Here is a 21,306-nt window from a genome sequence, read left to right as displayed (position 1 = left end):
CGGAATTCTGAATTGGGAACGAAACGAGAAGTGCTGTTTCCGGGAATCCGTCCGGTGGGGCGCCGCCCCCGTCTCCACCGTCTGCCGGTCACGCTGTGTGAGCAGGAACGGTGCCCCGCGCCGCGTACGCGCGGACGTCGGCGTCCCGGTCGGCCGTGGCGGCCGCCAGCGCGGCGCGGGCGTGGTCATGGGCACGGTGCCGCAGCAGGGCGAGGACCACGGCTTTGCGCACGTCGGCGTTGACGTCGTCGAGCGCCCGGGCGAGGGCGGGCACGGCCACGTCCGGGTCTGCCGCTCCGAGGGCGGTCGCCGCGCCCGCACGCGGCCGCCAGGCCCCGTCGGCGAGGGCGGCGATCGCGGTGGCCGTGAGGGCGGGCGGGCAGCCCGTCGAGCCCAGCGCCTCGAACGCGGCGCCCCGCACCAGGGGGTCGTCGTCCCGCACCAGGCGCGCCAGTGTGCCGAGGGCACCGTCCGTCGGAGGCACCGTCACCGCCGCGAGGCCCTTCGCCGTGGCGACGCGTACCTCGCGGTCGGCGTCGCGGGCGGCCGTCGCCAGGGCCTCGACCGCGTCGACCGACACGAGCGCACGGACCGTCTCGACGCGTACCGGCACGTCCGGGTCGGCCAGGCCGGGCGCGAACAGGGCGGCGTCGCCCAGGCGCAGGGCGCGCAGGACGGCGTACGCGGCCGTGCGCACCACCGGGTCGCCCGAGGACAGCGCTGCCACCAGCCCCTCGCGCAGCTCCCGCTCCGGGGGCAGGGTCTCGACCAGCTCGCGCAGCGAGTCCGCGGCGGCGCCGCGGACGTCCGCGTCCTCGTCCGCGAGTGCCCGGGCCAGCGCGGGGCCCGTACCGTCCGGTGTGGTTTCCGTGAGCGTGGCGACGGCGGCGCGGCGCACCGCCGGGTCCGGGTCCGCCAAGTACGGCCCGAGCGTCGCGAGGCCGGGCTCGTCCTCGGCGAGGGCCAGCAGCTCCAGGATGCGCGGCGACGCGGCCGTGGCCCTGTCCTCGGCGCGTACGGGTGACGCCGCGACAGGGGAGCCCGTCGGCGCGGCCTCGCGGGGCCCGGCGGTCGCGACCTGCTCCAGCGCCACTTCGCCGAGGTACCGGGACGGGCCGCCGACGGGGGCGTACTCGTCGATGGGCACCAGGTAGGGCGCGACCGGCCGGGCGGTGAACTCCATCGCTCCGGAAGCCGACTTGCGGAGGTCCAGGTGGTGCAGCCACGCTTCGTCGTCCCGCCCCGGATGGTCGGTGCGCTCGTGGTACAGGCCCCACCGCGACTCGGTCCTGGCGAGCGACGCGCGGGCCGCCATCTCGGCGCAGTCCCGGATGAAGGTCACCTCGGCGCAGCGCATCAGTTCGTGCGGGGTGGTGGCGCCCATGCCGGCGATCTCGCCGCGCATCCGCTCGAAGTGCTCGACGGCGAGCGACAGCCTGGCCCCGGACTTGGGCGGGGCGACGTAGTCGTTCACGAACCGGCGCAGCTTGTACTCCACCTGCGGCTGCGGCGGGCCGTCGGGGTTGCGCAGCGGCCGGTAGATCAGCTCGTGGGCCTCGCGCAGTTGGGCGCCCGGGAGTTCGCCCTCGTACGCCCGGTACCGCGAGGCGTCCTCGCCGGCCAGGTCTCCGAAGACGAAGGCGCCGATCATGTAGTTGTGCGGGACGCAGGCCAGGTCGCCGGCGGCGTACAGCCGGGGCACGGTGGTGCGGGCATGGTCGTCGACGCGGACGCCGGAGGCCGAGTGGCCGCCGCACAGGCCGATTTCGGAGATGTGCATCTCGATGTCGTGGGTGCGGTAGTCGTGGCCGCGGCCGGTGTGGAAGGTGCCGCGGGTGGGGCGTTCGGTGGTGTGCAGGATGCCTTCGAGGGCGGCCACCGACTCCTCGGGGAGGTGGCTGAGCTTGAGGTAGACCGGGCCGCGGTCGGAGGCGAGCTCCTCGGCGAACTCGGCCATCATCGCGCCCGACCAGTAGTCCGAGTCCACGAACCGCTCGCCGTGCCGGTTGACCTGGTAGCCGCCGAACGGGTTGGCGACGTAGGCGCAGGCGGGGCCGTTGTAGTCCTTGATGAGCGGGTTGATCTGGAAGCACTCGATGCCGGTGAGCTCGGCGCCCGCGTGGTACGCCATGGCGTAGCCGTCTCCGGCGTTGGTGGGGTTCTCGTACGTGCCGTACAGGTAGCCGGACGCGGGCAGCCCGAGCCGGCCGGCCGCACCGGTGGCGAGGATGACCGCGCCCGCCCGTACCGTCACGAAGGCGCCGGTGCGGGTGTGGAACCCGGCGGCTCCGATCGCCCGGCCGTCGTCACCGGTCAGGACACGCACCGGCATCACCCGGTTCTCGATGCGGATGCGCTCGCGCATCTCACGGCGGCGCAGCTGCCGGTAGAGCACCTTCTTGACGTCCTTGCCCTCGGGCATGGGCAGGACGTACGAGCCGGAGCGGTGCACCTGGCGCACGGCGTAGTCGCCGTGTTCGTCCTTCTCGAACTTCACGCCGTACGACTCCAGTCGCCGCACCATGGCGAAGCCGCGGGTGGCGGTCTGCCGGACCGTGGCCTGGTCGACGATGCCGTCGTTGGCGCGGGTGATCTCGGCGACGTAGTCGTCGGGTTCCGCCCGGCCGGGGACGACCGCGTTGTTGACGCCGTCCATGCCCATGGCGAGCGCACCGGAGTGCCGGACGTGCGCCTTCTCCAGGAGCAGGACGTTCGCGCCGTGCTCGGCGGCGGTCAGCGCCGCCATCGTCCCGGCCGTACCGCCTCCGATGACGAGGACGTCGCAGGAGAGCTCCTCGGCGTCGGTGAGGGAGGGGATGTCCATGGTGCTTGCCTCTCAGGTGCTGAGCGATTCGAGGACGGCGCGGCGCAGGGCCTCGGTGGCGGGATCGGTACGGCTGTCGCGGTCGCGGGGGCGGGGCACGGGCAGCACACGGCCGCCGGTGCCGAGGAGTGCGACCCGGTCGCCGAGGAAGAGCGCCTCGTCCACGTCGTGGGTGACGAAGACGACGGTCGCGCCGGTGCCCTTCAGGACGTCGATGAGGAGCTGCTGCATCTCGCCGCGGGTACGGGCGTCCAGGGCGCCGAACGGTTCGTCCATCAGCACGGCGCGCGGCCCGCCCGCCAGCGCGCGGGCCAGTTGTACGCGCTGACGCTGCCCGCCGGAGATCCGGTGGGGGTGGGTGGCGGCGTGGGCGGACAGCCCCACGCGCTCCAGCCAGGTCTCGGCGGCGGCCCGCCGCTCGGCGCGCGGTACGCCCCGGATGGCCAGGGGCAGTTCGACGTTGCCGCGTACGGTCCGCCACGGGAGCAGGGCGTCCTCCTGGAACACGAGCGCCCGGTCGCCACCGGGGCCGGTGATGGCGTCCCCGTCGAGGGTGACGTCACCGCCCAGGGCGGGCAGCAGTCCGGCGAGGGTCCGCAGCAGCGTCGACTTGCCGCATCCGGACGGGCCGACGACGGTGAGGATCTCCCCGGGTTCGACGTCCAGGTCGAGCCCGTCGACGACGGCGGCTCCGGCGTGGCCGAGCACCGCCCGGCGCAACGTGAGACGGGCGCCGTGGACCGGGGGGCGTACGGGGGAGGCGGTCGTGGTCTTCGTGGGCGTTCCGGTCATGGCGTGGGCCCTTCCGGTACGGGGACGGAGACGGTCCCGGGGGTGGTGGCCGCGCCCGGGCCACCCCGCCCACCCCGTCCGCGCCGTCCGCCCCTTACGGGTTCGCCGTGTGCCGCTCGGAGCGGTGCGGGTTCGACGGGGGCAGGTTGGGCGGGCGCGGATCGGGCGGGGGCCGGCTCGGTCGGCGCGGGCGTGCCCCCCTTCCGCGTGCGCCTGGTGGGTGGCGTGGAGCCCGGGGCGCGCGGCTCGCGCACCGCGGACCGTGGCAGCCACCGGGTCAGGCGGCGGCCCAGGACCTCCACGGCCGTCGAGGTCAGCCAGCCGAGCAGGCCGATGGTCACCATGCCGACGAAGACCCCGGGGTAGTCGACGACGGTGTAGTCCTGCCAGGTGCGGTACCCCACCCCGTACTCGCCGGAGATCATCTCCGCGGAGATGACGCAGATCCAGGAGACCCCGATACCGACCGACAGTCCGCCGAGGACGCCGGGCAGCGATCCGGGGAGCACCACCGAGTACAGGACGCGCCACCGCCCGCCGCCCATCGTGCGGACGGCTTCCTCCCAGACGGGGGTGAGCGCGCGCACCGCGTGCCGGGTGGACACCAGGACGGGGAAGAACGCCGCCGTGAAGGTGATGAAGACGATGCCCTGCTCGTTGCTCGGGAACAACAGGATCGCCACCGGCACCAGCGCGATCGCGGGGATGGGGCGCAGTACTTCGAGCACCGGGCCCACGAGGTCGGCGACGAGCCGCGAGCGGGCGATCGCCGTGCCGACGGCCACGCCCGCGACGGCCGCGAGGAGGAAGCCGGTCACGATGCGGGTGAGGCTGTCGGTGAGGTCCTGCCAGTACACGCCGTCGCCGATCCGCCGGCCGAAGGTCCGCGCCACGTCCGTCACGGTCGGGAACTGTTCGAACCGCAGCCACAGGTTGACGTCGTACGAGGTCAGTAGCTGCCACACGCCGAGCGCGGCGGCCACGGACGCGACCCGCAGCACACGCCGCCCCGTCATGACACGCCTCGCAGCACCTGGTCGTACGGGACGGTCCGCGCACCCGGGTGTCCGGCGGTGTACGCGGCGGCGGCGGACGGGGTCACGAACGGCAGCGGCTTCCTCCCGTCCACCACCCACACCGCCTTGTCGGCGAACCACGGGGTGCCGGTCGTGGTGTCGGGGACGTACGCGGCGCGCACGGTGCCTTCGGCGGCGGCCACGGCGCTCAGCAGCGCCGCCGGGGAGTCGAACGACCGGGTGGTGCCGTCCTTGAACCACACCTCGCCGCGGGCCGCGGGGGCGTGGGCGCCGACGGCCTTGGCGTACGTTCCTCCGTACACCCGCTTGAGGTACCGGTCGTCGACGAAGGCGTCCACGTCCACGTCCCCGACCAGCTTCGCCGACTTCAGCACCGGCACGTCCTTCTTGAGCGCGTCGACGAGTGCGGGCTTGACGGTCGGGTCGAAGGTGGCGATGCCGTGGGCGCCGTTGTAGAGGTAGACGACCTCGGGCGGCAGGCCGGTGGCGCGGGCGACCGACTCGGCGGCCGCGACCGGCTTGGCACGGAGGTGGTCGGTGGCCCGGACCTGCGCGCGCAGGAAGGCCTCCAGCACGGCGGGCCGTTCCTTGGCGAACGCCTCGCGGACGGTGACGCCGTGGAAGGTGGGCAGGTTCAGTTCCGCGCCGTCGTAGAGGGCCTTGGCACGGCCCTGGAAGGTGAGCAGCCCGGGCCAGGCGACGAACTGCGAGAGGGCGTCGGCGCTGCCGGACTGGAGGGCGGAAGCACCGACGGACGGCTGCTGGTTGAGCTTGCGGACGTCTTTCTCCGGATCGATGCCGGCCTGTCGCAGGGCGCGGACGAGCGTGCCGTCGGCGGCCGAGCCCACGGAGGTCGACACCTTCTTGCCGCGCAGGTCCTGAAGGCCGCGCAGCGGTGAGCCGGGTGCGGTCACGATGGTGTTGAGGCCGCCGCGCGGGTTGTAGCCGGTGACGGAGACCAGCCGGGTCGGCCGGTTCAGCTGCTTGCCTCGGGCCGCGTTGATCAGCAGGGGGAAGTCGCCCATCGAGCCGATGTCGATCTTCCCGGCGGTCATCTGGGCCGTGATCGGTGCTCCGGTGGCGTAGTCCTGCCACCGCACCTTGTACGTGATGCCGTCCTTGGTGCCGCGCGCCTTCAGCTCCTGTTCGAAGTAGCCGAGTTCGCGGAGGAGGGTGCCGGCGGTGACGGTGTTGATGGTCTTGGACTGGTAGCCGACGGTGACGGTGACCGTACGGGAGTCGCCGGCGTTCGCGTCACCGCCGCAGCCGGTCAGGAGGGTGGCTGCCAGGGCGACGGCCAGGACGGCGGAGGCGGGTCCTGTGCGTTTCATGGGCGTTGTGCCTTTCAGCGGAGCAGGTAGGGCATGTTGACCTCGACGGCGCCGGTGGGGCACCGGGCCGCGCACGGGCCGCAGTACCAGCACTCGTCGACGTGCATGTAGGCCTTGCCGCTGTCGGGGTTGATCGCGAGCGAGTCGAGCGGGCACATGTCGACGCAGAGGGTGCAGCCGTCGATGCACTTCGACTCGTCGATGGTCACGGGCACGTCGGCACGCTGGGGCGCCAGAGGCATGGCTGTCTCCAGGAAGGGGCGGGGCGGGGGATGAGGGGGGTTCAGCGGGAGCGGTGCAGCAGCCCGCTCATGGTGATGCGGTCACCGCGGAAGCGGATGAACTCCAGGTCCACGGGCCGCCCGTCGCACAGGCGGGTGAGGCGTTCCAGCATCAGGACGGCCGCGCCGCGCGGGGCTTCCAGCACGGCGGCGGAGTGGGCGTCCGCGTTGACGGCCTCGAGGGTGATGTCGGCCGAGCCGAGGGCCTGCCCGGTGAGCCGTTCAATGAGCCGGAACACGTCGTTGTGTTCCAGGTCGCAGTCGAGCAGACCGGAGCCGATGTCCATGGGGATGTACGTCACGTCGAGCGACAGCGGCAGCCCGTTCAGTCTGCGCAGCCGCTCGACGCACAGGACGTCGGACCGTTCGGGCAGGTCCAGCCGCCGTGCCACCGGCGCCGGCGCCGGGACCGGTCCCGCGGTGCGTACCTCGTTGGTCACCACGCCGTGTTCGTGCAGGGTCTCGGCGAGGCCCTGGAGCCGGTCGAGGCCGTGCGGGTACTTCTCGGACACCAGGACGGTCCCCACACCCGGTTGCCGTTCCACCAGCCCTTCGGTGCGGAGCAGGTCGAGCGCCTGCCGGACGGTGTTGCGGGACACGCCGTAGTCCGCGCCGATCCGGCCCTCCAGCGGCAGGACGCGCCCGGGGAACCCGGTGGTGCGTGCCTGGTGCCGCAGCAGGTCGGCGAGCTGCCGGGCCCGGTCCGCGCGCAGCCGGCGCCGACGGGCGGCGGCGACGGGTGCGGCGTGTTCACGGGTGCGTTCGGCTGGCATGCGCTGGACCATACCGATGCTCCGCGCACTATGGTGTTGCGGCAGTATTGCGCCACTTCCGGAATCCAACGCACCGTTGTGACCTGCGGCTTCACGGGCAATGACGGAAGATCTGCCACATCGGGGCCCGCCGGGCCCGCCGGGAAAACGGGTGGACCACCCCGCCGGGGTGGTGGCAGGGTCGCCGACCATGAACCAGCACGCCGTCCTCGCCCTGTCGCCGCAGCACACCACGACAGGTGAGCTGCTGTCGGCCGCCGCCGCGCGGAGGGGCATGCGGGTCGAGGTCCTTCCGCCCCACGGCGGCGCGGGCGTCCTCGAGCCGTGGCGTTCCGGTGACGTCCACTACTACGGAGGGCCGCTGTTCGCGTCCCGGGTCGTGGACGGCCTCGGCGTGGCGCTGCTGGAGCCGGACGACGGCTGGTTGGCGGCGCTGCCGCAGACGTACACGCTCCGCCGGGTCGTCGAGACCACGCTGGGCGAGGCGCGTCGGCTGACCCGCCCCGTGTTCGTCAAGCCGCCGAGTGACAAGAGCTTCCCGGCGGCCGTCCACGCCGACGGTGGCCGGCTCCCCCACGACGGCCCCGGGCTGTCGCCGGCGACTCCGGTCCTGGTCAGCGACGTGGTCACCTGGGAGGCGGAGTTCCGCCTGTTCGTCCTGGACGGTGAGGTGCGCTCGGGTTCGCAGTACGCGACCTTCGGCCGGCTCGACGCGGCGCCCCTCGACGGGCACCGTCACCGCTCCGCCGTGCTGGACTTCGCGGCGGATCTCCTCGGGGCGTGCGGCGACACGCTGCCCAGCGCGGTGGTCGTGGACGTGGGGCTGGTGACGGCAGCCCGGCCGGGGGACGCGGAGGGCTGGGCGGTCGTCGAGGCGAACATGGCGTGGTTCAGCAACTGTTACGCCGCCGACCCCGACCGTGCCCTGGACGTCGTCCTGCGCTCCGCGGGCCCGCGCGCCCGGACGGCCGGGCGGGACCGTCCGTTCTGCCGGTCCTGAGGCGGGGCGGCCGGGGCGGGCGTCCGGAGGGGTCGGCACCGCCTTTTGTGAACGGCGCGCTTCGGGCATGTGGCGGTCGATTCAGCATATGAGACGGGGCCGTTTTCCGCATTGACGTGTCCGGTTTCCGCTGCCAGCCTCATGGACGTGAGCCAGTCAGCGAACTTCTCCGCGCGGCGCCACGTCGACCTCCGACGGCACGCAGGCGCCCTCTGTGCGGTCGACCTCTGCGGCTGTTAGGCGCCTCCGGGGCCGACGGCCCTGACCTGCCCGGACCGGTCCCGCCCTTCTCCCCCGGCGCGTGACCCCACCGCGCGCCCCGGTGACACGGGTGACCGTCCGTCCCCCCTCTTCTCGCCTTCCGCGTTTCCTGCTCCGCGTTCTCCGCGTTCTCCGCGTTCTCCGCGTTCTCCGCCTTTCCGCCTTTCCGGTTTCCACGGCAATTCCCCCGCGGCCTTTCGCCGTTCCGTGCTGCCGCATTCCCTTCAGGAGGTCGCCATGCCGTCCGTCGTCGCCATTTCCGGAAGTCCGTCCGCCGAGTCACGGACCGCCCGCCTGGTGGAGCAGGTGCTGCGCCGGCTCGCCGTCGACGGGCACGTCGTCGACCACATCGTGGTGCGGGACCTGCCCGCGGCCGAGCTCGTCACCGGTTCGGCCGCGCACCCGGCACTGCGGCTCGCCCTGGAAGGGGTGGCCGGCGCCGAGGGTGTCGTCGTCGCCACACCCGTGTACAAGGCGTCGTACAGCGGCCTGGTGAAGGTGTTCCTCGATCTGCTGCCGCAGTCCGGGCTGGCGGGGAAGGCCGTGCTCCCCCTGGTGACCGGCGGCAGTCTCGCCCACATGCTCGCCATGGACTACGCGTTGCGCCCGGTGCTGTCCGCGCTCGGCGCGCGCCACGTGCTCCCCGGGGCGTTCCTGCTCGATTCCGCCGTCCAGCGCGCCGGGACGGACGCGTGCCGTGTCGAGCCGGAGGCCGAACTGCGGCTGTTGCAGGCCGTGGACGGATTCGCCCGGGCGCTCGCCGCGCGGGAGTCGCTCGTCGTCGGCGCCGCTCCCTGACCTCTCCCCCGACCTCATCCGACCCTTGGCTTCCCCGAACCTCTGAACAGGACATTCCCATGAGCACGTTGTCCCCGGTGAACCGACGCCATGTCCTCGCTCTGCTCGGCCTCTCGGCGGTCACGGTCGGCTGCGGCACGGCCGTGGGCGGTGGCCGGTCCGCCGACGGCGGGACCAGGAAGCTCCGCTACCAGGGCTGGAGCGGTCAGGTCACCCCTGCCGAGCTGGCGGAGGACCTGGGTCATCTGCAGGACGTCGAGCTGGAGTGGGTGGGCAACACCATCAGCGGCCCGCAGGACATCCAGTCGGCGGCCACCGGCCAGACCGACTTCGGCGGGGCCTTCAACGGCGCGGTGGTGAAGCTGGCCGCCAACGGCGCGCCGATCAAGGCGGTCATCAGCTATTACGGCTCCGACGAAGACGCCTACAGCGGCTACTACGTACGCGCCGACAGCCCGATCCGGTCCGCCCGCGACCTGATCGGCAGGAAGGTCGGCATGAACACCCTCGGTGCGCACTCCGAGGCCATGCTGGACATCTACCTCCAGCGCGGCGGCCTGTCCGCCGCCGACGCCGACAAGGTCGAGGCGCTGGTCGTCCCGCCGGTGAACACCGAGCAGTCCCTGCGCCAGAGGCAGATCGACGTCGCCGTGCTGAGCGGCGTACTGCGGGACAAGGCCCTGGCGGGCGGGGGCCTGCGGCCGCTGTTCACCGACCACCAGCTCCTGGGCTCGTTCAGCGCCGGGACGTACGTCATGACGGAGCGCTTCATCGAGCAGAACCCGGAAACGGTCCGGACGTTCGTCACCGGCGTGGGCCGGGCCCTCGACTGGTCGCGCAGCACACCGCGCCAGGAGGTGATCGCCCGGATGACGGAGATCGTGCGCAAGCGGCGGCGGAACGAGGACGCCGACACCCTGCGGTACTGGAAGTCGTACGGCATCGCCGAGCCCGGCGGACGCATCACGGGCAAGGAACTCGAGCTCTGGGTCGACTGGCTGGCCGAGCGCGGAGACATCGAGCGGGACAGGATCCGGCTCGACGCCCTCTACACCAACGAGTTCAACGCCTCCTCAGCCGTGAAGGCGACAGCGACAGCGACAGCGAGCGGGAGGTAAGGGCCATGGCTGATCACACGACCGCGCACACCGCAAGGATCGTGTTCCAAGGCGTACGTAAGGAGTTCCCCGTCAAGGGCGAGGGCGGTGCCCGGTCGGCGGTCACCGCACTCGACGGGATCGACCTGACCGTGGGAGCCGGCGAGTTCCTCGTCGTCGTGGGTCCGAGCGGTTGCGGCAAATCGACCCTGCTCGACCTGCTCGCCGGTCTGTCCCGGCCCTCCTCCGGCACGATCCTGCTCGACGGATCACCGGTCACCGGTCCCGGCCTCGACCGGGGCATCGTCTTCCAGCAGTACGCCCTGCTGCCCTGGCGCACCGCCCAGGGCAACGTCGAGTTCGGTCTGGAGGCCGTCGGTGTCCCGCGGCGCGAACGTGCGGCCCGGGCCGCCGAGTTCCTGGACCTCGTGGGTCTGAGCGGCTTCGAGGGGCGCCATCCGCACGAGCTGTCGGGCGGCATGCGGCAGCGGGTCGCCATCGCCCGCAGTCTGGCCTACGACCCCGGTGTCCTGCTGATGGACGAGCCGTTCGCGGCGCTGGACGCCCAGACGCGGGAGTCCCTGCAGGACGAGCTGCTGCGCATCTGGCAGCGCACCGGCAAGACGATCGTCTTCATCACCCACGGCATCGACGAAGCCGTCCACCTGGGGCAGCGTGTGGCGGTGATGACCTCCCGGCCCGGCCGGATCAAGGAGGTCGTCCCGATCGACCTGCCCTCGTCGACGAGCGGCGACGATCCGCGCTCGAGCCCCGGGTTCGCGCGGTACCGGCACCGGATCTGGTCCCTGCTGCGCGACGAGGTGTCCAAGGCCCAGCAGGAGGAGAGGCAGGGAGTCGCCCCATGAGTTCCGTGACCGACATCGCCACCGGCACCGACGCCGTCACCGGTGCGGATCGCGCCGGCGGCCTCGCCCGCCCCGCCGGGGCAGGCCTGAAGGACGCGGCCCCACCGCCGCCCGCCGCCCCGGCCGCACCGCGCGGCGGGAGGCCGCGGTCCGCGGCCCGCAGGACGCTGTACGGGCTCGTCACGGCGGGCGCCCGGTCCGCGGCGATCGTGGCCCTGCTGGTGCTGTGGGAGACCGCGCCACGGCTGGAGCTGGTCGACCGTACGTTCCTTCCGCCGTTCAGCGAGGTTGCCGTGGCGTGGTGGCGGCTCGCCGCCGACGGGCAGCTCGCCGACCACACCCTGGCCAGCCTGACCCGTTCCCTGACCGGGTTCGGGATCGCGGTGGCCGTCGCCGTGCCCCTGGGCCTGCTGATCGGCTGGTACCGGCGCGTGGCCGATCTCCTCGGACCGCTGCTGGAGGTCTTCCGCAACACCGCCGCCCTCGCGCTGCTGCCGGTGTTCGTCCTGCTGCTGGGCATCGGCGAGACGTCCAAGGTCTCGATCATCGTGTACGCCTGCACCTGGCCGGTGCTGCTGAGCACCATCAGCGCCGTCCGGTCGGTGGATCCCACGCTGCTGCGGCTGGCCCGGTCGCTGGACCTGCCGGCGGTGCGGCTCTTCCAGAAGGTGATCCTCCCGGCGTCCGTGCCCTCGGTGTTCACGGGCATCCGGCTGGCCGGAGCCGTGTCCATCCTGGTCCTGGTCGCGGCCGAGATGATCGGTGCGAAGGCGGGGCTCGGCTACTTGATCAACGCCTCGCAGTACAACTTCGCCATCCCGCAGATGTACGCCGGGATCATCACCGTCTCCGCGATCGGCGTGGCGTTCAACCAGTTCCTCGTCGCCCTGGAGCGGCGGCTCAGTTCCTGGCGGGTCCCGGCGAACGGCTGACACCGCCGATCACCCCCTCCACGTCTCCTCCCACCACCCGAAGGACATCACCGTGCCCGCATCACCACCCCGCCAGTTGCACCTCAACGCCTTCCTCATGAACGCCGGTCACCACGACGCCGCCTGGCGGCACCCCCTGACCACACCGGAGCGCGTCACCGATCCGGCGTACTTCCAGGAACTGGCGAGAACCGCCGAACGCGGCCTGCTCGACTCGGTGTTCCTCGCCGACGGGCTCGCCCTGTGGGGCAACGTCCGGCACAACGCGCTCGGCGGCTTCGAACCGCTGACGCTCCTGTCGGCGCTGGCGACGGCCACCGAGCACATCGGGCTCATCGCCACCGTCTCGACCACGTTCAACGAACCGTTCACCACGGCCCGGGCGTTCGCCTCCCTCGACCACCTCAGCGGTGGCCGGGCGGGGTGGAACATCGTCACCTCCGGCTCCCTCGACGAGGCGAGGAACTTCGGACGCGACGAACACCTCGAACACGGGCTGCGCTACGAGCGGGCCCGGGAGTTCGTCGAGGTCGCGGTGAAGCTGTGGGACAGCTGGGAGGACGACGCGGTCGTCCTCGACCGGGCGGGTGGCGTGTACGCGGACACCGGGAAGGTCCGGCCCATCGACCACCGGGGGGCGCACTTCCGGGTACGCGGCCCCCTGAACGTGCCCCGGTCGCCGCAGGGGCACCCACTGCTGGTTCAGGCGGGGTCGTCGGAGGACGGCAAGGAGTTCGCGGCCCGGCACGCGGAGGCGGTGTTCACGGCGCAGCAGACGCTGTCCGACGCCCAGGCGTTCGCCAAGGACCTCCGGAGCCGGCTGTCCCGGTACGGGCGGGCGGAGGACGAGGTGCGGATCCTGCCCGGCATCTGCCCCGTGATCGGCTCCACCGAGGCGGAGGCCCGCGCCCTGGACCGGGAGCTGACCGGCCTCCAGGTGCCCGAGTACGGTCTGGCGCAGCTCTCGGGGATGCTCGGCACCGACCTGACCGGCCTGCCGCTGGACGGCCCACTGCCCGAGTTGCCGGACGAGCGGGACATCAACGGCAACAAGAGCCGCTTCACGCTCGTGGCCGAACTGGCCCGGCGGGACGGACTCACCCTCCGCGAGTTGATCGCCCGGCTCGGGGGCGGGCGCGGGCACCGGGTGGTCGTGGGCACTCCGGAGCAGATCGCCGACGAGCTGCAGGAGTGGTTCACCCGGGGCGCGGCCGACGGATTCAACATCATGCCGCCCTACTTCCCCGGCGGTCTCGACCACTTCGTCGACCAGGTCGTACCGATCCTCCAGGCGCGCGGCCTGTTCCGCACCGAGTACACCGGCCGCACCCTCCGCGACCACTACGGCCTGGCCAGGCCCGCCGCCCGTGCCGGCATCCCCGTGTGAAGAAGCCGTCCCACGAAAGGACCACCGCTCATGACGACCACGACCCCCACCGCCCCCACCGCGTCCCCCGGGCCGGGCACACCGGCCGGTCCGGAGATCCGCCGGATCGGCGGGCGCATCGGCGCCGAGATCCACGGCGTGGACCTGGCGGACGACCTCACGCCCGAGACCGTCGCCGGGATCGGCCGCGCGCTGCTGGAGCACAAGGCACTCGTCTTCCGCGACCAGCACCTCGACGACGCCGGCCAGCTGCGCTTCGCCTCCCTGTTCGGGGAGCTGACGACCGCTCACCCCACGGTGCCGTCGGTCGACGGGCAGCCGCACATCCTGCCGGTCGACGGTGACGAGGGCATCCGCGCGAACCACTGGCACACGGACGTCACCTTCGTCCGTACGCCTCCGAAGGCGTCCACGCTGCGCGCCCTCGTCGTCCCGCCGTACGGCGGCAACACACTGATCGCCAACACGGCCGCCGCCTACCGGGATCTGCCCGGGCCTCTGCGTGAGCTCGCCGACCGGCTGTGGGCGGTGCACACCAACGCGTACGACTACGCCGAGCCGAGGAACGACAAGGCCGCGGAGCACCGCAGGCGGTTCGTCTCACGCCGGTACCGCACCGCCCACCCGGTGGTGCGCGTCCATCCGGAGAGCGGGGAGAGGGGCTTGTTCATCGGCGGGTTCGCGCAGAGCCTCGTGGGTTTCGGCCCGGCCGAGTCGCGGGATCTGCTGCGGGTCCTCCAGTCGTACGTCGTACGGCCGGAGAACGTCGTACGGATCGTCTGGAGCCCCGGTGACGTGGTGCTGTTCGACAACAGGGTCACCCAGCACTACGCCCCCGACGACTACGGTGACCTGCCGCGGCTGCTGCATCGCGTCACGGTCGCCGGAGACGTACCCGTCGGCGTCGACGGCGCCCACAGCCGCACGGAGGAGGGCGACGACGCCGCCCACTACACGCCCGTGGCCACCTGACGGGCTCTCACCACCGCCCCCGGCGGCCGAAGGCCCCGGTCCGTGATCCGGACCGGGGCCTCGCGGTGCGCACGCGGCGGGGTGGCGGCGGGCCGGGGGCCCACCGGTGTCACGCCCGGATCAGACCGCGGGGGCCGGGTAGGTCGGGTACTCCACCCCGGAGACGTGCTGGACGACGCGGATGACCTGGCAGGAGTAGCCGAACTCGTTGTCGTACCAGAGGTAGAGGATCGCGTTGTCACCGTCGACCTTGGTGGCGCCGGCGTCGATGATCGAGGCGTGGCGCGAACCGACGAAGTCCATGGAGACCGCGTCGGGGGCGGTGGTGAAGTCGATCTGGCGCTTGAGCGGCGAGTGCAGCGAGACGTCGCGGAGGTACTCCAGGACCTCGTCGCGGGTGGTCTCGCGGCCCAGGCGCAGGCTCAGGATGGCGATCGAGACGTCCGGGACGGGGACGCGGATCGAGCTGCCGGTGATCGGCGCCTTGAGGTCGGGCAGCGCCTTGGCGACGGCGGAGGCGGCACCGGTCTCGGTGATGACCATGTTGAGCGGCGCCGAGCGGCCGCGGCGGTCGGCCTTGTGGTAGTTGTCCAGCAGGTTCTGGTCGTTGGTGAACGAGTGGACGGTCTCCACGTGGCCGCGCAGGACGCCGTACTCGTCGTCCATCGCCTTCAGCGGCGGGACGATGGCGTTGGTGGTGCAGGAGGCGCAGGACAGGACCCGCTCGTCCGGCTTGATGGTGTCGTGGTTGACGCCGTGGACGATGTTGGGCACGTCGCCCTTGCCCGGGGCGGTCAGGACGACCTTGTCGACACCGGGGCGCAGGTGCTTGGACAGGCCCTCGCGGTCGCGCCACTTGCCGGTGTTGTCGATGAGGATGGCGTCCTTGATGCCGTACGCGGTGTAGTCGACCTCGGACGGGTCGTTCGCGTAGATCACCTTGATCGCGTTGCCGTTGGCGACGATCGTGCTGGTCGCCTCGTCGACGGTGATGGTGCCCTGGAACTGGCCGTGGATCGAGTCGCGGCGCAGCAGCGAGGCGCGCTTGACCAGGTCCTGCTCGCCTCCGCCGCGCACGACGATGGCGCGCAGGCGCAGGCCGTTGCCGGAACCGGCCTTCTCGATGAGGAGGCGGGCGACGAGGCGGCCGATGCGGCCGAAGCCGTAGAGGACGACGTCGCGTCCCTCGCGGCGCTCGATCTTGTTGGCACCCGTGGCGCCGGCGACGGCCTCCGCGGTGAACTCGTCCACCGACAGACCGCGGTCGTCGGTCTTGTAGGTCGCGGCGAGCATGCCGATGTCGATCTGGGAAGGACCGAGATCCAGCCCGGTGAGGGCCTGCAGGAACGGCAGGGTCTCGGTGACCGAGAGCTCCTCGCCGGCTATCTGCCGGGCGAACCGGTGGGTCTTGAGGATGCTGACCACCGACTTGTTCACCAGGGAGCGGCTGTGCAGCAGGACGGTGACGTCCCGCTCGCGGTGCAGCTTCCCGATGATCGGGATCATCGACTCCGCGATCTCCTCGCGGTTCTTCCAGTTGGTGAACGAGTCGTCGTTGACAGTCACAGGTTTATCTTTCGAGCTAGGCGGCGCTCATATGCTAACCCCCCACCACTTTGATCATTCAATGGGTACCGGGTTGTGACGCGACCACACCGAAAGACGGTGGAGTTGACCAGTTTTGTCCCGTTATGCCCCCGCCAGAGGACGGTACCCGGGCAAGCACAATGGCCCCCCGCCTCCGCCCGGCCCCGCGCACCGGACGGGGGCGTCCGACGGGGGAACCGGGGCGGAGACGAGGGGCCGAGGAGAGGCCGGGCCGCGGTTACGGCGCCATCTCGTACGTGCCGGAGAGCGCTTCGACCCGCTCCCAGACGCGGGCCGAGCGGGCCTCGTCGACGACCGGCCGGCGGACCGCGCCCAGCGACCAGAGCTGCTGCTGCTCGGTGGCGGAGTCCTTGCCGTGCAGTTCGACGGCGTGGGCGGAGAAGTCGCGCACGAGGACGGCGAACAGCTCGTCCAGGACGTCCTGGTCGAGGCCGGTCAGGCGCGCCTGCTCCAGGATGAGCTGGCCGTGCACGACCAGCGCGAACAGCTGGCCGACGGCGAGGAGCAGGTCGAGGTCGCGGCTCTGCTCCTCGTCGGGCGCGGCGGTGGTGACGAACTCGCACAGGGCGTCGGCCTGCTCCCGGAACCGGGCGACGTTGGCCACGTGGGCGTACGCGTCGAAGGCCGGACGCCAGTCGTGGAAACGCACGGAGCCGAGACCCCGGGCCGGTCCCTGCTGGAACAGGAACGTGTCGTCGGCCGCGTCGAGGCGGGTGGGGACGGGCTCGTAACCGGCGGGGTTGAGCAGGTGGTTGCGCATGAACTTGAGGATCAGCGCGAGGTTGACGTGGACCGTCCCCTCCAGCTTGGGCAGGCCGCGGATCTCGATCGCCGCCTGGGCGAAGTAGTTGTCCTTCTCGAAGCCCTTGGCCGCGATGACGTCCCACATCAGGTCGATGACCTTCTCGCCCTCCGTGGTCACCTTCATCTTCGTCATCGGGTTGAAGAGGAGGTAGCGGCGGTCGTCGGGGCCGGCGGAGCGGAAGTAGTCGACGGCCCGGTCGCTGAAGAGCTTCATCCCGACGAGACGGACGTACGCGTCGGTCAGCTCGCGGCGCACGTGCGGGAACGCGGTGACGGGCCGGCCGTAGAGGATGCGGTTGTGGGCGTGGGTGACCGCCTCGTACATCGCGTGCTCGCAGATGCCGATGGAGGCGGTGCACAGGTTGAACTTGCCGACGTTGACCGTGTTCAGGGCGGCGTCGAAGGCGGCACGGCCGGTGTGCAGGACGTCCTCGGGGCCTACGGGGTAGTCCTCAAGCCGGAACTCGCTGACGTACTTGGAGGAGTCGACGACGTTCTTGACCAGGTGGTACGCCGGGTGTCGGCTGTCGGCGGCGAAGAAGACGTACCCGTCGGGGCCCTCGACGTCGGTGCGGCGGCCGAAGACGGAGACGAGTCCGGCGGCGTTGCCGTTGCCGATGTAGTACTTGGAACCGGTCGCACGGAAACCGCCCTGGCCGTCGGGCTCCAGCAGCATGTCGGTGGAGTAGATGTCGGCGCCGTGGGCCTTCTCGGACAGGCCGAAGGCGAACACCTCGCCCTCGGCGAGCAGTTCGGCGGCGCGGGCACGCGCGGCGGCGTTGTCGCTCTGCCAGACCGGGCCGAGGCCGAGGATGGTGACCTGCCAGGCGTACCAGTAGTCCAGCCCGTAGAAGCCGAAGATCTCGTTGAGGGCGGCGATCCGGGCGGTGTCCCACCGCTTGTCGCCTTGATCGGCGGACTGGTCCCCGGCGGCGGAGGCGGGGGTGAGGAAGGTGGCGAAGAGCCCTTCCTTGGCGGAGAAGTCGAGGAAGTCCGCCAGCCAGGCGCGGGAGCGGTAGTCCTCGATCAGCTTGCGCTTGCCGCGCTCCTCGAACCAGTCGACGGTGGCGCGCAGCAGCCTGCGGGTCTCCTGGTCGAAGTGCGCGGGGTCGTAGGTGCGCGGGTTGAACAGCAGCGGGTCGGCCATGGGTGTCCGCCTTCCGGGAGGTGTGTGGTGAGGGTGGTGAGGGTGACCGCGGTTCAGCGATCGGGAACGAGCCGGCGGAGGGTGGCGAGGACGTCCTCGAGCCAGGCGAGCTGCATCCGCTCGTACGCGATGCCGCCGCGGAGCACGACGTGCTGGAGCTCCCGCCCGGCGTCGGGCGGCCCGGAGGCGTGTGGGGCCTCGGGGCCCGTGAAGTCGCGCCGCTCCCCCGCGAGATAGCGCGCGAGCCGGTCGGAGTGCGTCCGGTGGTACCGCTCGACCTCGCGGATCAGTGCGGCGGGGTCGTCGAACGCCGCGCCACGGATCTTCACGGCGAGGTCGTGGCGGACGCTCTCCGGTTCGATCGGTTCGTGCAGCCAGGCGGAGAGCGCGGTCCGCCCGAGGGCGGCGACGGAGTACTCCTTCTTGTCCGGGCGGCCCTGCTGCGGCACTTCACGGACGTCGATCCAGCCGTCGCTCTCCATGCGCTTGAGCACGCGGTAGATCTGCTGGTGGGTGGCGGTCCAGAAGTAGCCGATGGACCGCTCGAACCGCCGGGCGAGCTCATAGCCCGAGCCCGGCCGCTCCAGCAGGGACACGAGGATCGCGTGTTCGAGCGCCATGCCCCCGATCCTCTTATGCAACTCGTTGCATAGACAAGCGCGACCGCCCCGGTGAGACGCGGCTCACCCGGCGCCCGCGACCCGGCCATCCCCGCCTGGCCTCCCGGCCCCCGCCTTGAACGACTTCGGCCGGCGAACCGTACCTTCCACGGCGGCCCCCGCTCCTGGGCCGGGGCCGCCGTACCACCGGGTTTCGTACGGAAGGACCTCCGGGTGTCGATCGAGTTGTCTCGTCAGGTGCCGCGCGCCGGCTCCGCAATCCCGCAACAGGGCGACCGGCCGGCCGGAGCGGCGGCACGGGCCCCGGGAGCACGGGTCGTGGTGTCCCGGGTGGGTACGGGGCTCGCCGCCGTGCTGGTGACGGTGGCGCTGCTGCTGCCGGACCGGCTGGAGCGCCTCACGCCCGGCGCGTTCGCGCGCATACCGGTGGAGGCGATAGCCGGCGCCGCGCTGCTGCTGGTGCTGCGGCCGAAGGCCAGGCGGGTCGTCGCCGCGCTCGCCGGGGTGGCCCTGGGACTGGTGACGCTCCTGAACGTCCTCGACATGGGCTTCCACTCCGTGCTCGCCAGGCCCTTCGACCCCGTGCTCGACTGGATCCTGTTCGACGACGCCGAGGCGTTCCTCCGGGACTCCATAGGCCCGGCCGGTGCGACCGGTGCGGTGATCGGAGCCGGCGTCCTGGTCGTCGTGCTGCTCGCCCTCATGGCCCTGTCGGTCGTCCGGCTGAGCCACGTGGTGGTCCGGCACAGTGCCGTGGCGACCCCCGCGGCCCTGGTCACCGGCACGGTCTGGGTCGTCTGCGCGGCGCTCGGCGTGCAGGTCTCGGGTACGGCGGTCGCCTCCCGCACGACGGCCGAGGCCGTGCACGGCCGGGTGCAGCAGGTGCGTGCCGGGATGGCGGACAGGGAGGCGTTCGCCGAGGAGGCCTCGGTCGACGCCTTCCGCGGCATGCCGGGCGACCGGCTGCTGACCGGTCTGCGGGGCAAGGACGTGCTGTTCGTCTTCATCGAGAGCTACGGCCGCAGCGCGGTCCAGGACCCGGAGATGGCGTCACAGGTGGGCGCGGTGCTCGCGGACGGGTCCCGCCGGCTGGGCGCCGCGGGCTACTCCTCCCGGAGCGCCTTCCTCACCTCCCCCACGACGGGCGGCGGCAGCTGGCTGGCCCACTCCACCTTCGCGTCGGGCCTGTGGATCGACAACCAGCAGCGCTACCGCGACCTCACGTCCGGCGACCGCCTGACCCTCACCAGCGCCTTCCGGCGGGCGGGCGGCTGGCGGACCGTCGGCATCATGCCGGGCGTCACCCGGGCCTGGCCGGAGGGGCGGTTCTACGGGCTGGACCACGTCTACGACTCGAGGAACCTCGGTTACAAGGGGCCCAAGTTCAGCTGGACGCCCGTCCCCGACCAGTTCAGCCTGGCCGCCTTCGAACGCCTGGAGCACGGCAGGGCGGGCCACGACCCCCTGATGGCGGAGATCATCCTCACCTCCAGCCACAACCCCTGGGCACCCGTACCGACCATGCTCGGCTGGGACGAGCTCGGTGACGGCTCGGTCTACGAGTCGGTCAAGAGGGCGGGCGAGGACCCCAAGGAGGTGTGGAAGGACCCCGCGCGCGTGCGCACCGAATACCGGCGGGCCATCGAGTACTCCCTGAACAGCCTGTTCTCGTACGTGGAGAAGTACGGCGACGACGACACGGTGGTCGTCTTCCTCGGTGACCACCAGCCGGTCCCGACCGTCACACAGAACCGGCTGGGCCGGGACGTACCGGTGACGATCGTGGCCCGCGACCCGGCGGTGATGGACCGGATCTCGGGCTGGGGCTGGCAGAAGGGCCTGAAGCCCGGCCCCGACGCCCCGGTCTGGCGGATGGACGCCTTCCGGGACCGCTTCCTGACCGCCTACGGCCCGCGATGAGCGGGCCGCGGGCGGGGAACGCCGAGGGGTCGCCACCCGGGCGGGCCTCAGACGCCTCCGCGCGCCGGTTCCCGGGCCACGGCGGCGGCACCCGGCACCCGGACGTGCCACAGCCAGCGGATGTCACGGGCGAAGGACCAGACGAGCAGCGCCAGCGCCGTCATGACCGCCGCGTACGCCACCCCGTCCGGAAGGACCCCGGCGGCGGCCACGAGGAGGACGACGCCCTGGACCGCGGCCACCGTCTTGCGGGCCATGCTCGGCGGCAGCGGCCCGTTCAGCCACGGCAGGACCCGGGCCGCGGCGACGAAGACGTACCGCATGGCGCCGATCGCCAGGACCCACGGGCCCATGGACAGGGCCACCCCGATGCTCAGCACCAGGATCAGGAAGGCGTCGACCTCCATGTCGAACCGCGCCCCGAACGCGGACGCCGACCCGGTGCGGCGGGCCACCTGGCCGTCGACCGCGTCCAGTACCAGCGCCACCGCGGTGAGCGCGACCAGGACCACCACCGGCGGCCGGCTCACGAAGAGTTCCGCGACCAGCGCCGTGACGCCCCCCGCGAGCGTCAGCCGGGTCAGCGTCACGACGTTGGCCGGGCCGAAGGGCTTGCAGCCGGGCCACGACCGGTACAGGGCCCAGGCGAGCACCGCCCAGGTGGCGGCCGTGAACACCAGGCCCGCCAGCCATCCCACGGGCCCCAGCCCCGCCCCGGTACCCAGCAGGTGCAGCAGACCGATCTGTGCGGCCGCTCCCAGGACCGGCTCATGGCGCAACGGACGTGCTTCGGAAATGTCGCTCACGGACACGGGTCGTCCTCCGGACCTGTGACAAAGTCAATGGCCGTCGCATA

General features: G+C 72.0%; 19 protein-coding genes. 9 read left to right on the top strand and 10 right to left on the bottom strand.

The window, feature by feature from the left end; all coding sequences use genetic code 11:
• Nucleotides 1–88: 88 nt before the first annotated feature.
• From ACZ6C1_RS19910 to ACZ6C1_RS19885, 6 genes are read right to left on the bottom strand one after another with little or no spacing between them, the layout of a single operon-like run.
• Nucleotides 89–2,824: a fumarate reductase/succinate dehydrogenase flavoprotein subunit gene (locus tag ACZ6C1_RS19910; protein WP_469242430.1), complete on the bottom strand. Its 2,736-nt coding sequence runs from the start codon at nt 2,822–2,824 to the stop codon at nt 89–91.
• 12 nt (nt 2,825–2,836) lie between these two features.
• Complete coding sequence (locus ACZ6C1_RS19905) at nt 2,837–3,616, bottom strand: ABC transporter ATP-binding protein (protein ID WP_469242429.1); 780 nt, start codon at nt 3,614–3,616, stop codon at nt 2,837–2,839.
• Nucleotides 3,613–4,632, bottom strand: a complete 1,020-nt coding sequence (locus ACZ6C1_RS19900) for an ABC transporter permease (RefSeq protein WP_469242428.1) — start codon at nt 4,630–4,632, stop codon at nt 3,613–3,615. The genes ACZ6C1_RS19905 and ACZ6C1_RS19900 overlap by 4 nt, the downstream gene beginning before the upstream one ends.
• Nucleotides 4,629–5,984 carry an ABC transporter substrate-binding protein gene (locus tag ACZ6C1_RS19895; protein ID WP_469242427.1) on the bottom strand — a complete coding sequence of 452 codons (1,356 nt, stop codon included), beginning with the start codon at nt 5,982–5,984 and terminating at the stop codon, nt 4,629–4,631. Before ACZ6C1_RS19895 ends, ACZ6C1_RS19900 begins: the two co-directional genes overlap by 4 nt.
• A gap of 14 nt (nt 5,985–5,998) precedes the next feature.
• On the bottom strand, nt 5,999–6,226 hold the full coding sequence (locus tag ACZ6C1_RS19890) for a 4Fe-4S dicluster domain-containing protein (protein ID WP_064067780.1): 228 nt from the start codon (nt 6,224–6,226) through the stop codon (nt 5,999–6,001).
• Nucleotides 6,227–6,267: 41 nt separating this feature from the next.
• Nucleotides 6,268–7,038 carry a GntR family transcriptional regulator gene (locus tag ACZ6C1_RS19885; RefSeq protein ID WP_469242426.1) on the bottom strand — a complete coding sequence of 257 codons (771 nt, stop codon included), beginning with the start codon at nt 7,036–7,038 and terminating at the stop codon, nt 6,268–6,270.
• Between the two features lie 190 nt (nt 7,039–7,228).
• On the opposite strand from ACZ6C1_RS19885, the gene ACZ6C1_RS19880 reads away from it, so the two are divergent.
• From ACZ6C1_RS19880 to ACZ6C1_RS19845, 8 genes are all read left to right on the top strand, one after another.
• On the top strand, nt 7,229–8,038 hold the full coding sequence (locus tag ACZ6C1_RS19880) for an ATP-grasp domain-containing protein (RefSeq protein WP_469242425.1): 810 nt from the start codon (nt 7,229–7,231) through the stop codon (nt 8,036–8,038).
• Between the two features lie 141 nt (nt 8,039–8,179).
• Nucleotides 8,180–8,278: a putative leader peptide gene (locus ACZ6C1_RS19875; RefSeq protein WP_469242424.1), complete on the top strand. Its 99-nt coding sequence runs from the start codon at nt 8,180–8,182 to the stop codon at nt 8,276–8,278.
• A 258-nt stretch (nt 8,279–8,536) separates the two neighbouring features.
• The gene (gene ssuE / locus ACZ6C1_RS19870; RefSeq protein WP_469242423.1) at nt 8,537–9,097 is read left to right on the top strand and encodes an NADPH-dependent FMN reductase; all 561 of its coding nucleotides are present in this window, start codon (nt 8,537–8,539) and stop codon (nt 9,095–9,097) included.
• Between the two features lie 59 nt (nt 9,098–9,156).
• The gene (locus ACZ6C1_RS19865; RefSeq protein ID WP_469242422.1) at nt 9,157–10,215 is read left to right on the top strand and encodes an ABC transporter substrate-binding protein; all 1,059 of its coding nucleotides are present in this window, start codon (nt 9,157–9,159) and stop codon (nt 10,213–10,215) included.
• 5 nt (nt 10,216–10,220) lie between these two features.
• Nucleotides 10,221–11,060 (top strand): ABC transporter ATP-binding protein, encoded by an 840-nt coding sequence (locus ACZ6C1_RS19860; RefSeq protein ID WP_469242421.1) that lies wholly within the window; start codon nt 10,221–10,223, stop codon nt 11,058–11,060.
• Nucleotides 11,057–11,992 (top strand): ABC transporter permease, encoded by a 936-nt coding sequence (locus ACZ6C1_RS19855; RefSeq protein WP_469242420.1) that lies wholly within the window; start codon nt 11,057–11,059, stop codon nt 11,990–11,992. The genes ACZ6C1_RS19860 and ACZ6C1_RS19855 overlap by 4 nt, the downstream gene beginning before the upstream one ends.
• A gap of 52 nt (nt 11,993–12,044) precedes the next feature.
• Entirely contained in the window at nt 12,045–13,379 is a 1,335-nt protein-coding gene (locus ACZ6C1_RS19850; protein WP_469242419.1) for an LLM class flavin-dependent oxidoreductase, read from the top strand.
• Nucleotides 13,380–13,409: 30 nt separating this feature from the next.
• Complete coding sequence (locus ACZ6C1_RS19845) at nt 13,410–14,351, top strand: TauD/TfdA dioxygenase family protein (protein WP_469242418.1); 942 nt, start codon at nt 13,410–13,412, stop codon at nt 14,349–14,351.
• Nucleotides 14,352–14,471: 120 nt separating this feature from the next.
• Here ACZ6C1_RS19845 and ACZ6C1_RS19840 read toward each other — a convergent pair whose 3' ends face one another.
• The 3 genes from ACZ6C1_RS19840 to ACZ6C1_RS19830 all read right to left on the bottom strand — a co-directional run bounded on the left by ACZ6C1_RS19840 (nt 14,472) and on the right by ACZ6C1_RS19830 (nt 18,530).
• Nucleotides 14,472–15,917 carry a glyceraldehyde-3-phosphate dehydrogenase gene (locus tag ACZ6C1_RS19840; RefSeq protein ID WP_469242417.1) on the bottom strand — a complete coding sequence of 482 codons (1,446 nt, stop codon included), beginning with the start codon at nt 15,915–15,917 and terminating at the stop codon, nt 14,472–14,474.
• 259 nt (nt 15,918–16,176) lie between these two features.
• Nucleotides 16,177–17,910, bottom strand: coding sequence for an acyl-CoA dehydrogenase family protein (locus ACZ6C1_RS19835; RefSeq protein WP_469242416.1), 1,734 nt, complete (start codon nt 17,908–17,910; stop codon nt 16,177–16,179).
• Between the two features lie 53 nt (nt 17,911–17,963).
• The gene (locus ACZ6C1_RS19830; RefSeq protein ID WP_469242415.1) at nt 17,964–18,530 is read right to left on the bottom strand and encodes a PadR family transcriptional regulator; all 567 of its coding nucleotides are present in this window, start codon (nt 18,528–18,530) and stop codon (nt 17,964–17,966) included.
• A 318-nt stretch (nt 18,531–18,848) separates the two neighbouring features.
• Between ACZ6C1_RS19830 and ACZ6C1_RS19825 the strand changes: the two genes are divergently transcribed.
• A complete protein-coding gene (locus tag ACZ6C1_RS19825) occupies nt 18,849–20,450 on the top strand; it encodes an alkaline phosphatase family protein (protein ID WP_469242414.1) in 1,602 nt (533 codons plus the stop codon).
• A 47-nt stretch (nt 20,451–20,497) separates the two neighbouring features.
• Here ACZ6C1_RS19825 and ACZ6C1_RS19820 read toward each other — a convergent pair whose 3' ends face one another.
• A complete protein-coding gene (locus ACZ6C1_RS19820; RefSeq protein WP_469242413.1) occupies nt 20,498–21,262 on the bottom strand; it encodes a CDP-alcohol phosphatidyltransferase family protein in 765 nt (254 codons plus the stop codon).
• Nucleotides 21,263–21,306: the final 44 nt, after the last annotated feature.

It is taken from the genome of Streptomyces sp. NPDC041796 (genome assembly GCF_055590785.1).
This window is presented reverse-complemented; position numbering and strand designations above follow the sequence as displayed.

What these genes read in the sequence shown, in the direction of transcription:
- ACZ6C1_RS19910 (WP_469242430.1), bottom strand. Translation starts at nt 2,824, where the DNA reads ATGGACATCCCCTCCCTCACCGACGCCGAGGAGCTCTCCTGCGACGTC.
- ACZ6C1_RS19905 (WP_469242429.1), bottom strand. Translation starts at nt 3,616, where the DNA reads ATGACCGGAACGCCCACGAAGACCACGACCGCCTCCCCCGTACGCCCC.
- ACZ6C1_RS19900 (WP_469242428.1), bottom strand. Translation starts at nt 4,632, where the DNA reads ATGACGGGGCGGCGTGTGCTGCGGGTCGCGTCCGTGGCCGCCGCGCTC.
- ACZ6C1_RS19895 (WP_469242427.1), bottom strand. Translation starts at nt 5,984, where the DNA reads ATGAAACGCACAGGACCCGCCTCCGCCGTCCTGGCCGTCGCCCTGGCA.
- ACZ6C1_RS19890 (WP_064067780.1), bottom strand. Translation starts at nt 6,226, where the DNA reads ATGCCTCTGGCGCCCCAGCGTGCCGACGTGCCCGTGACCATCGACGAG.
- ACZ6C1_RS19885 (WP_469242426.1), bottom strand. Translation starts at nt 7,038, where the DNA reads ATGCCAGCCGAACGCACCCGTGAACACGCCGCACCCGTCGCCGCCGCC.
- ACZ6C1_RS19880 (WP_469242425.1), top strand. Translation starts at nt 7,229, where the DNA reads ATGAACCAGCACGCCGTCCTCGCCCTGTCGCCGCAGCACACCACGACA.
- ACZ6C1_RS19875 (WP_469242424.1), top strand. Translation starts at nt 8,180, where the DNA reads ATGGACGTGAGCCAGTCAGCGAACTTCTCCGCGCGGCGCCACGTCGAC.
- ssuE (WP_469242423.1), top strand. Translation starts at nt 8,537, where the DNA reads ATGCCGTCCGTCGTCGCCATTTCCGGAAGTCCGTCCGCCGAGTCACGG.
- ACZ6C1_RS19865 (WP_469242422.1), top strand. Translation starts at nt 9,157, where the DNA reads ATGAGCACGTTGTCCCCGGTGAACCGACGCCATGTCCTCGCTCTGCTC.
- ACZ6C1_RS19860 (WP_469242421.1), top strand. Translation starts at nt 10,221, where the DNA reads ATGGCTGATCACACGACCGCGCACACCGCAAGGATCGTGTTCCAAGGC.
- ACZ6C1_RS19855 (WP_469242420.1), top strand. Translation starts at nt 11,057, where the DNA reads ATGAGTTCCGTGACCGACATCGCCACCGGCACCGACGCCGTCACCGGT.
- ACZ6C1_RS19845 (WP_469242418.1), top strand. Translation starts at nt 13,410, where the DNA reads ATGACGACCACGACCCCCACCGCCCCCACCGCGTCCCCCGGGCCGGGC.
- ACZ6C1_RS19835 (WP_469242416.1), bottom strand. Translation starts at nt 17,910, where the DNA reads ATGGCCGACCCGCTGCTGTTCAACCCGCGCACCTACGACCCCGCGCAC.
- ACZ6C1_RS19830 (WP_469242415.1), bottom strand. Translation starts at nt 18,530, where the DNA reads ATGGCGCTCGAACACGCGATCCTCGTGTCCCTGCTGGAGCGGCCGGGC.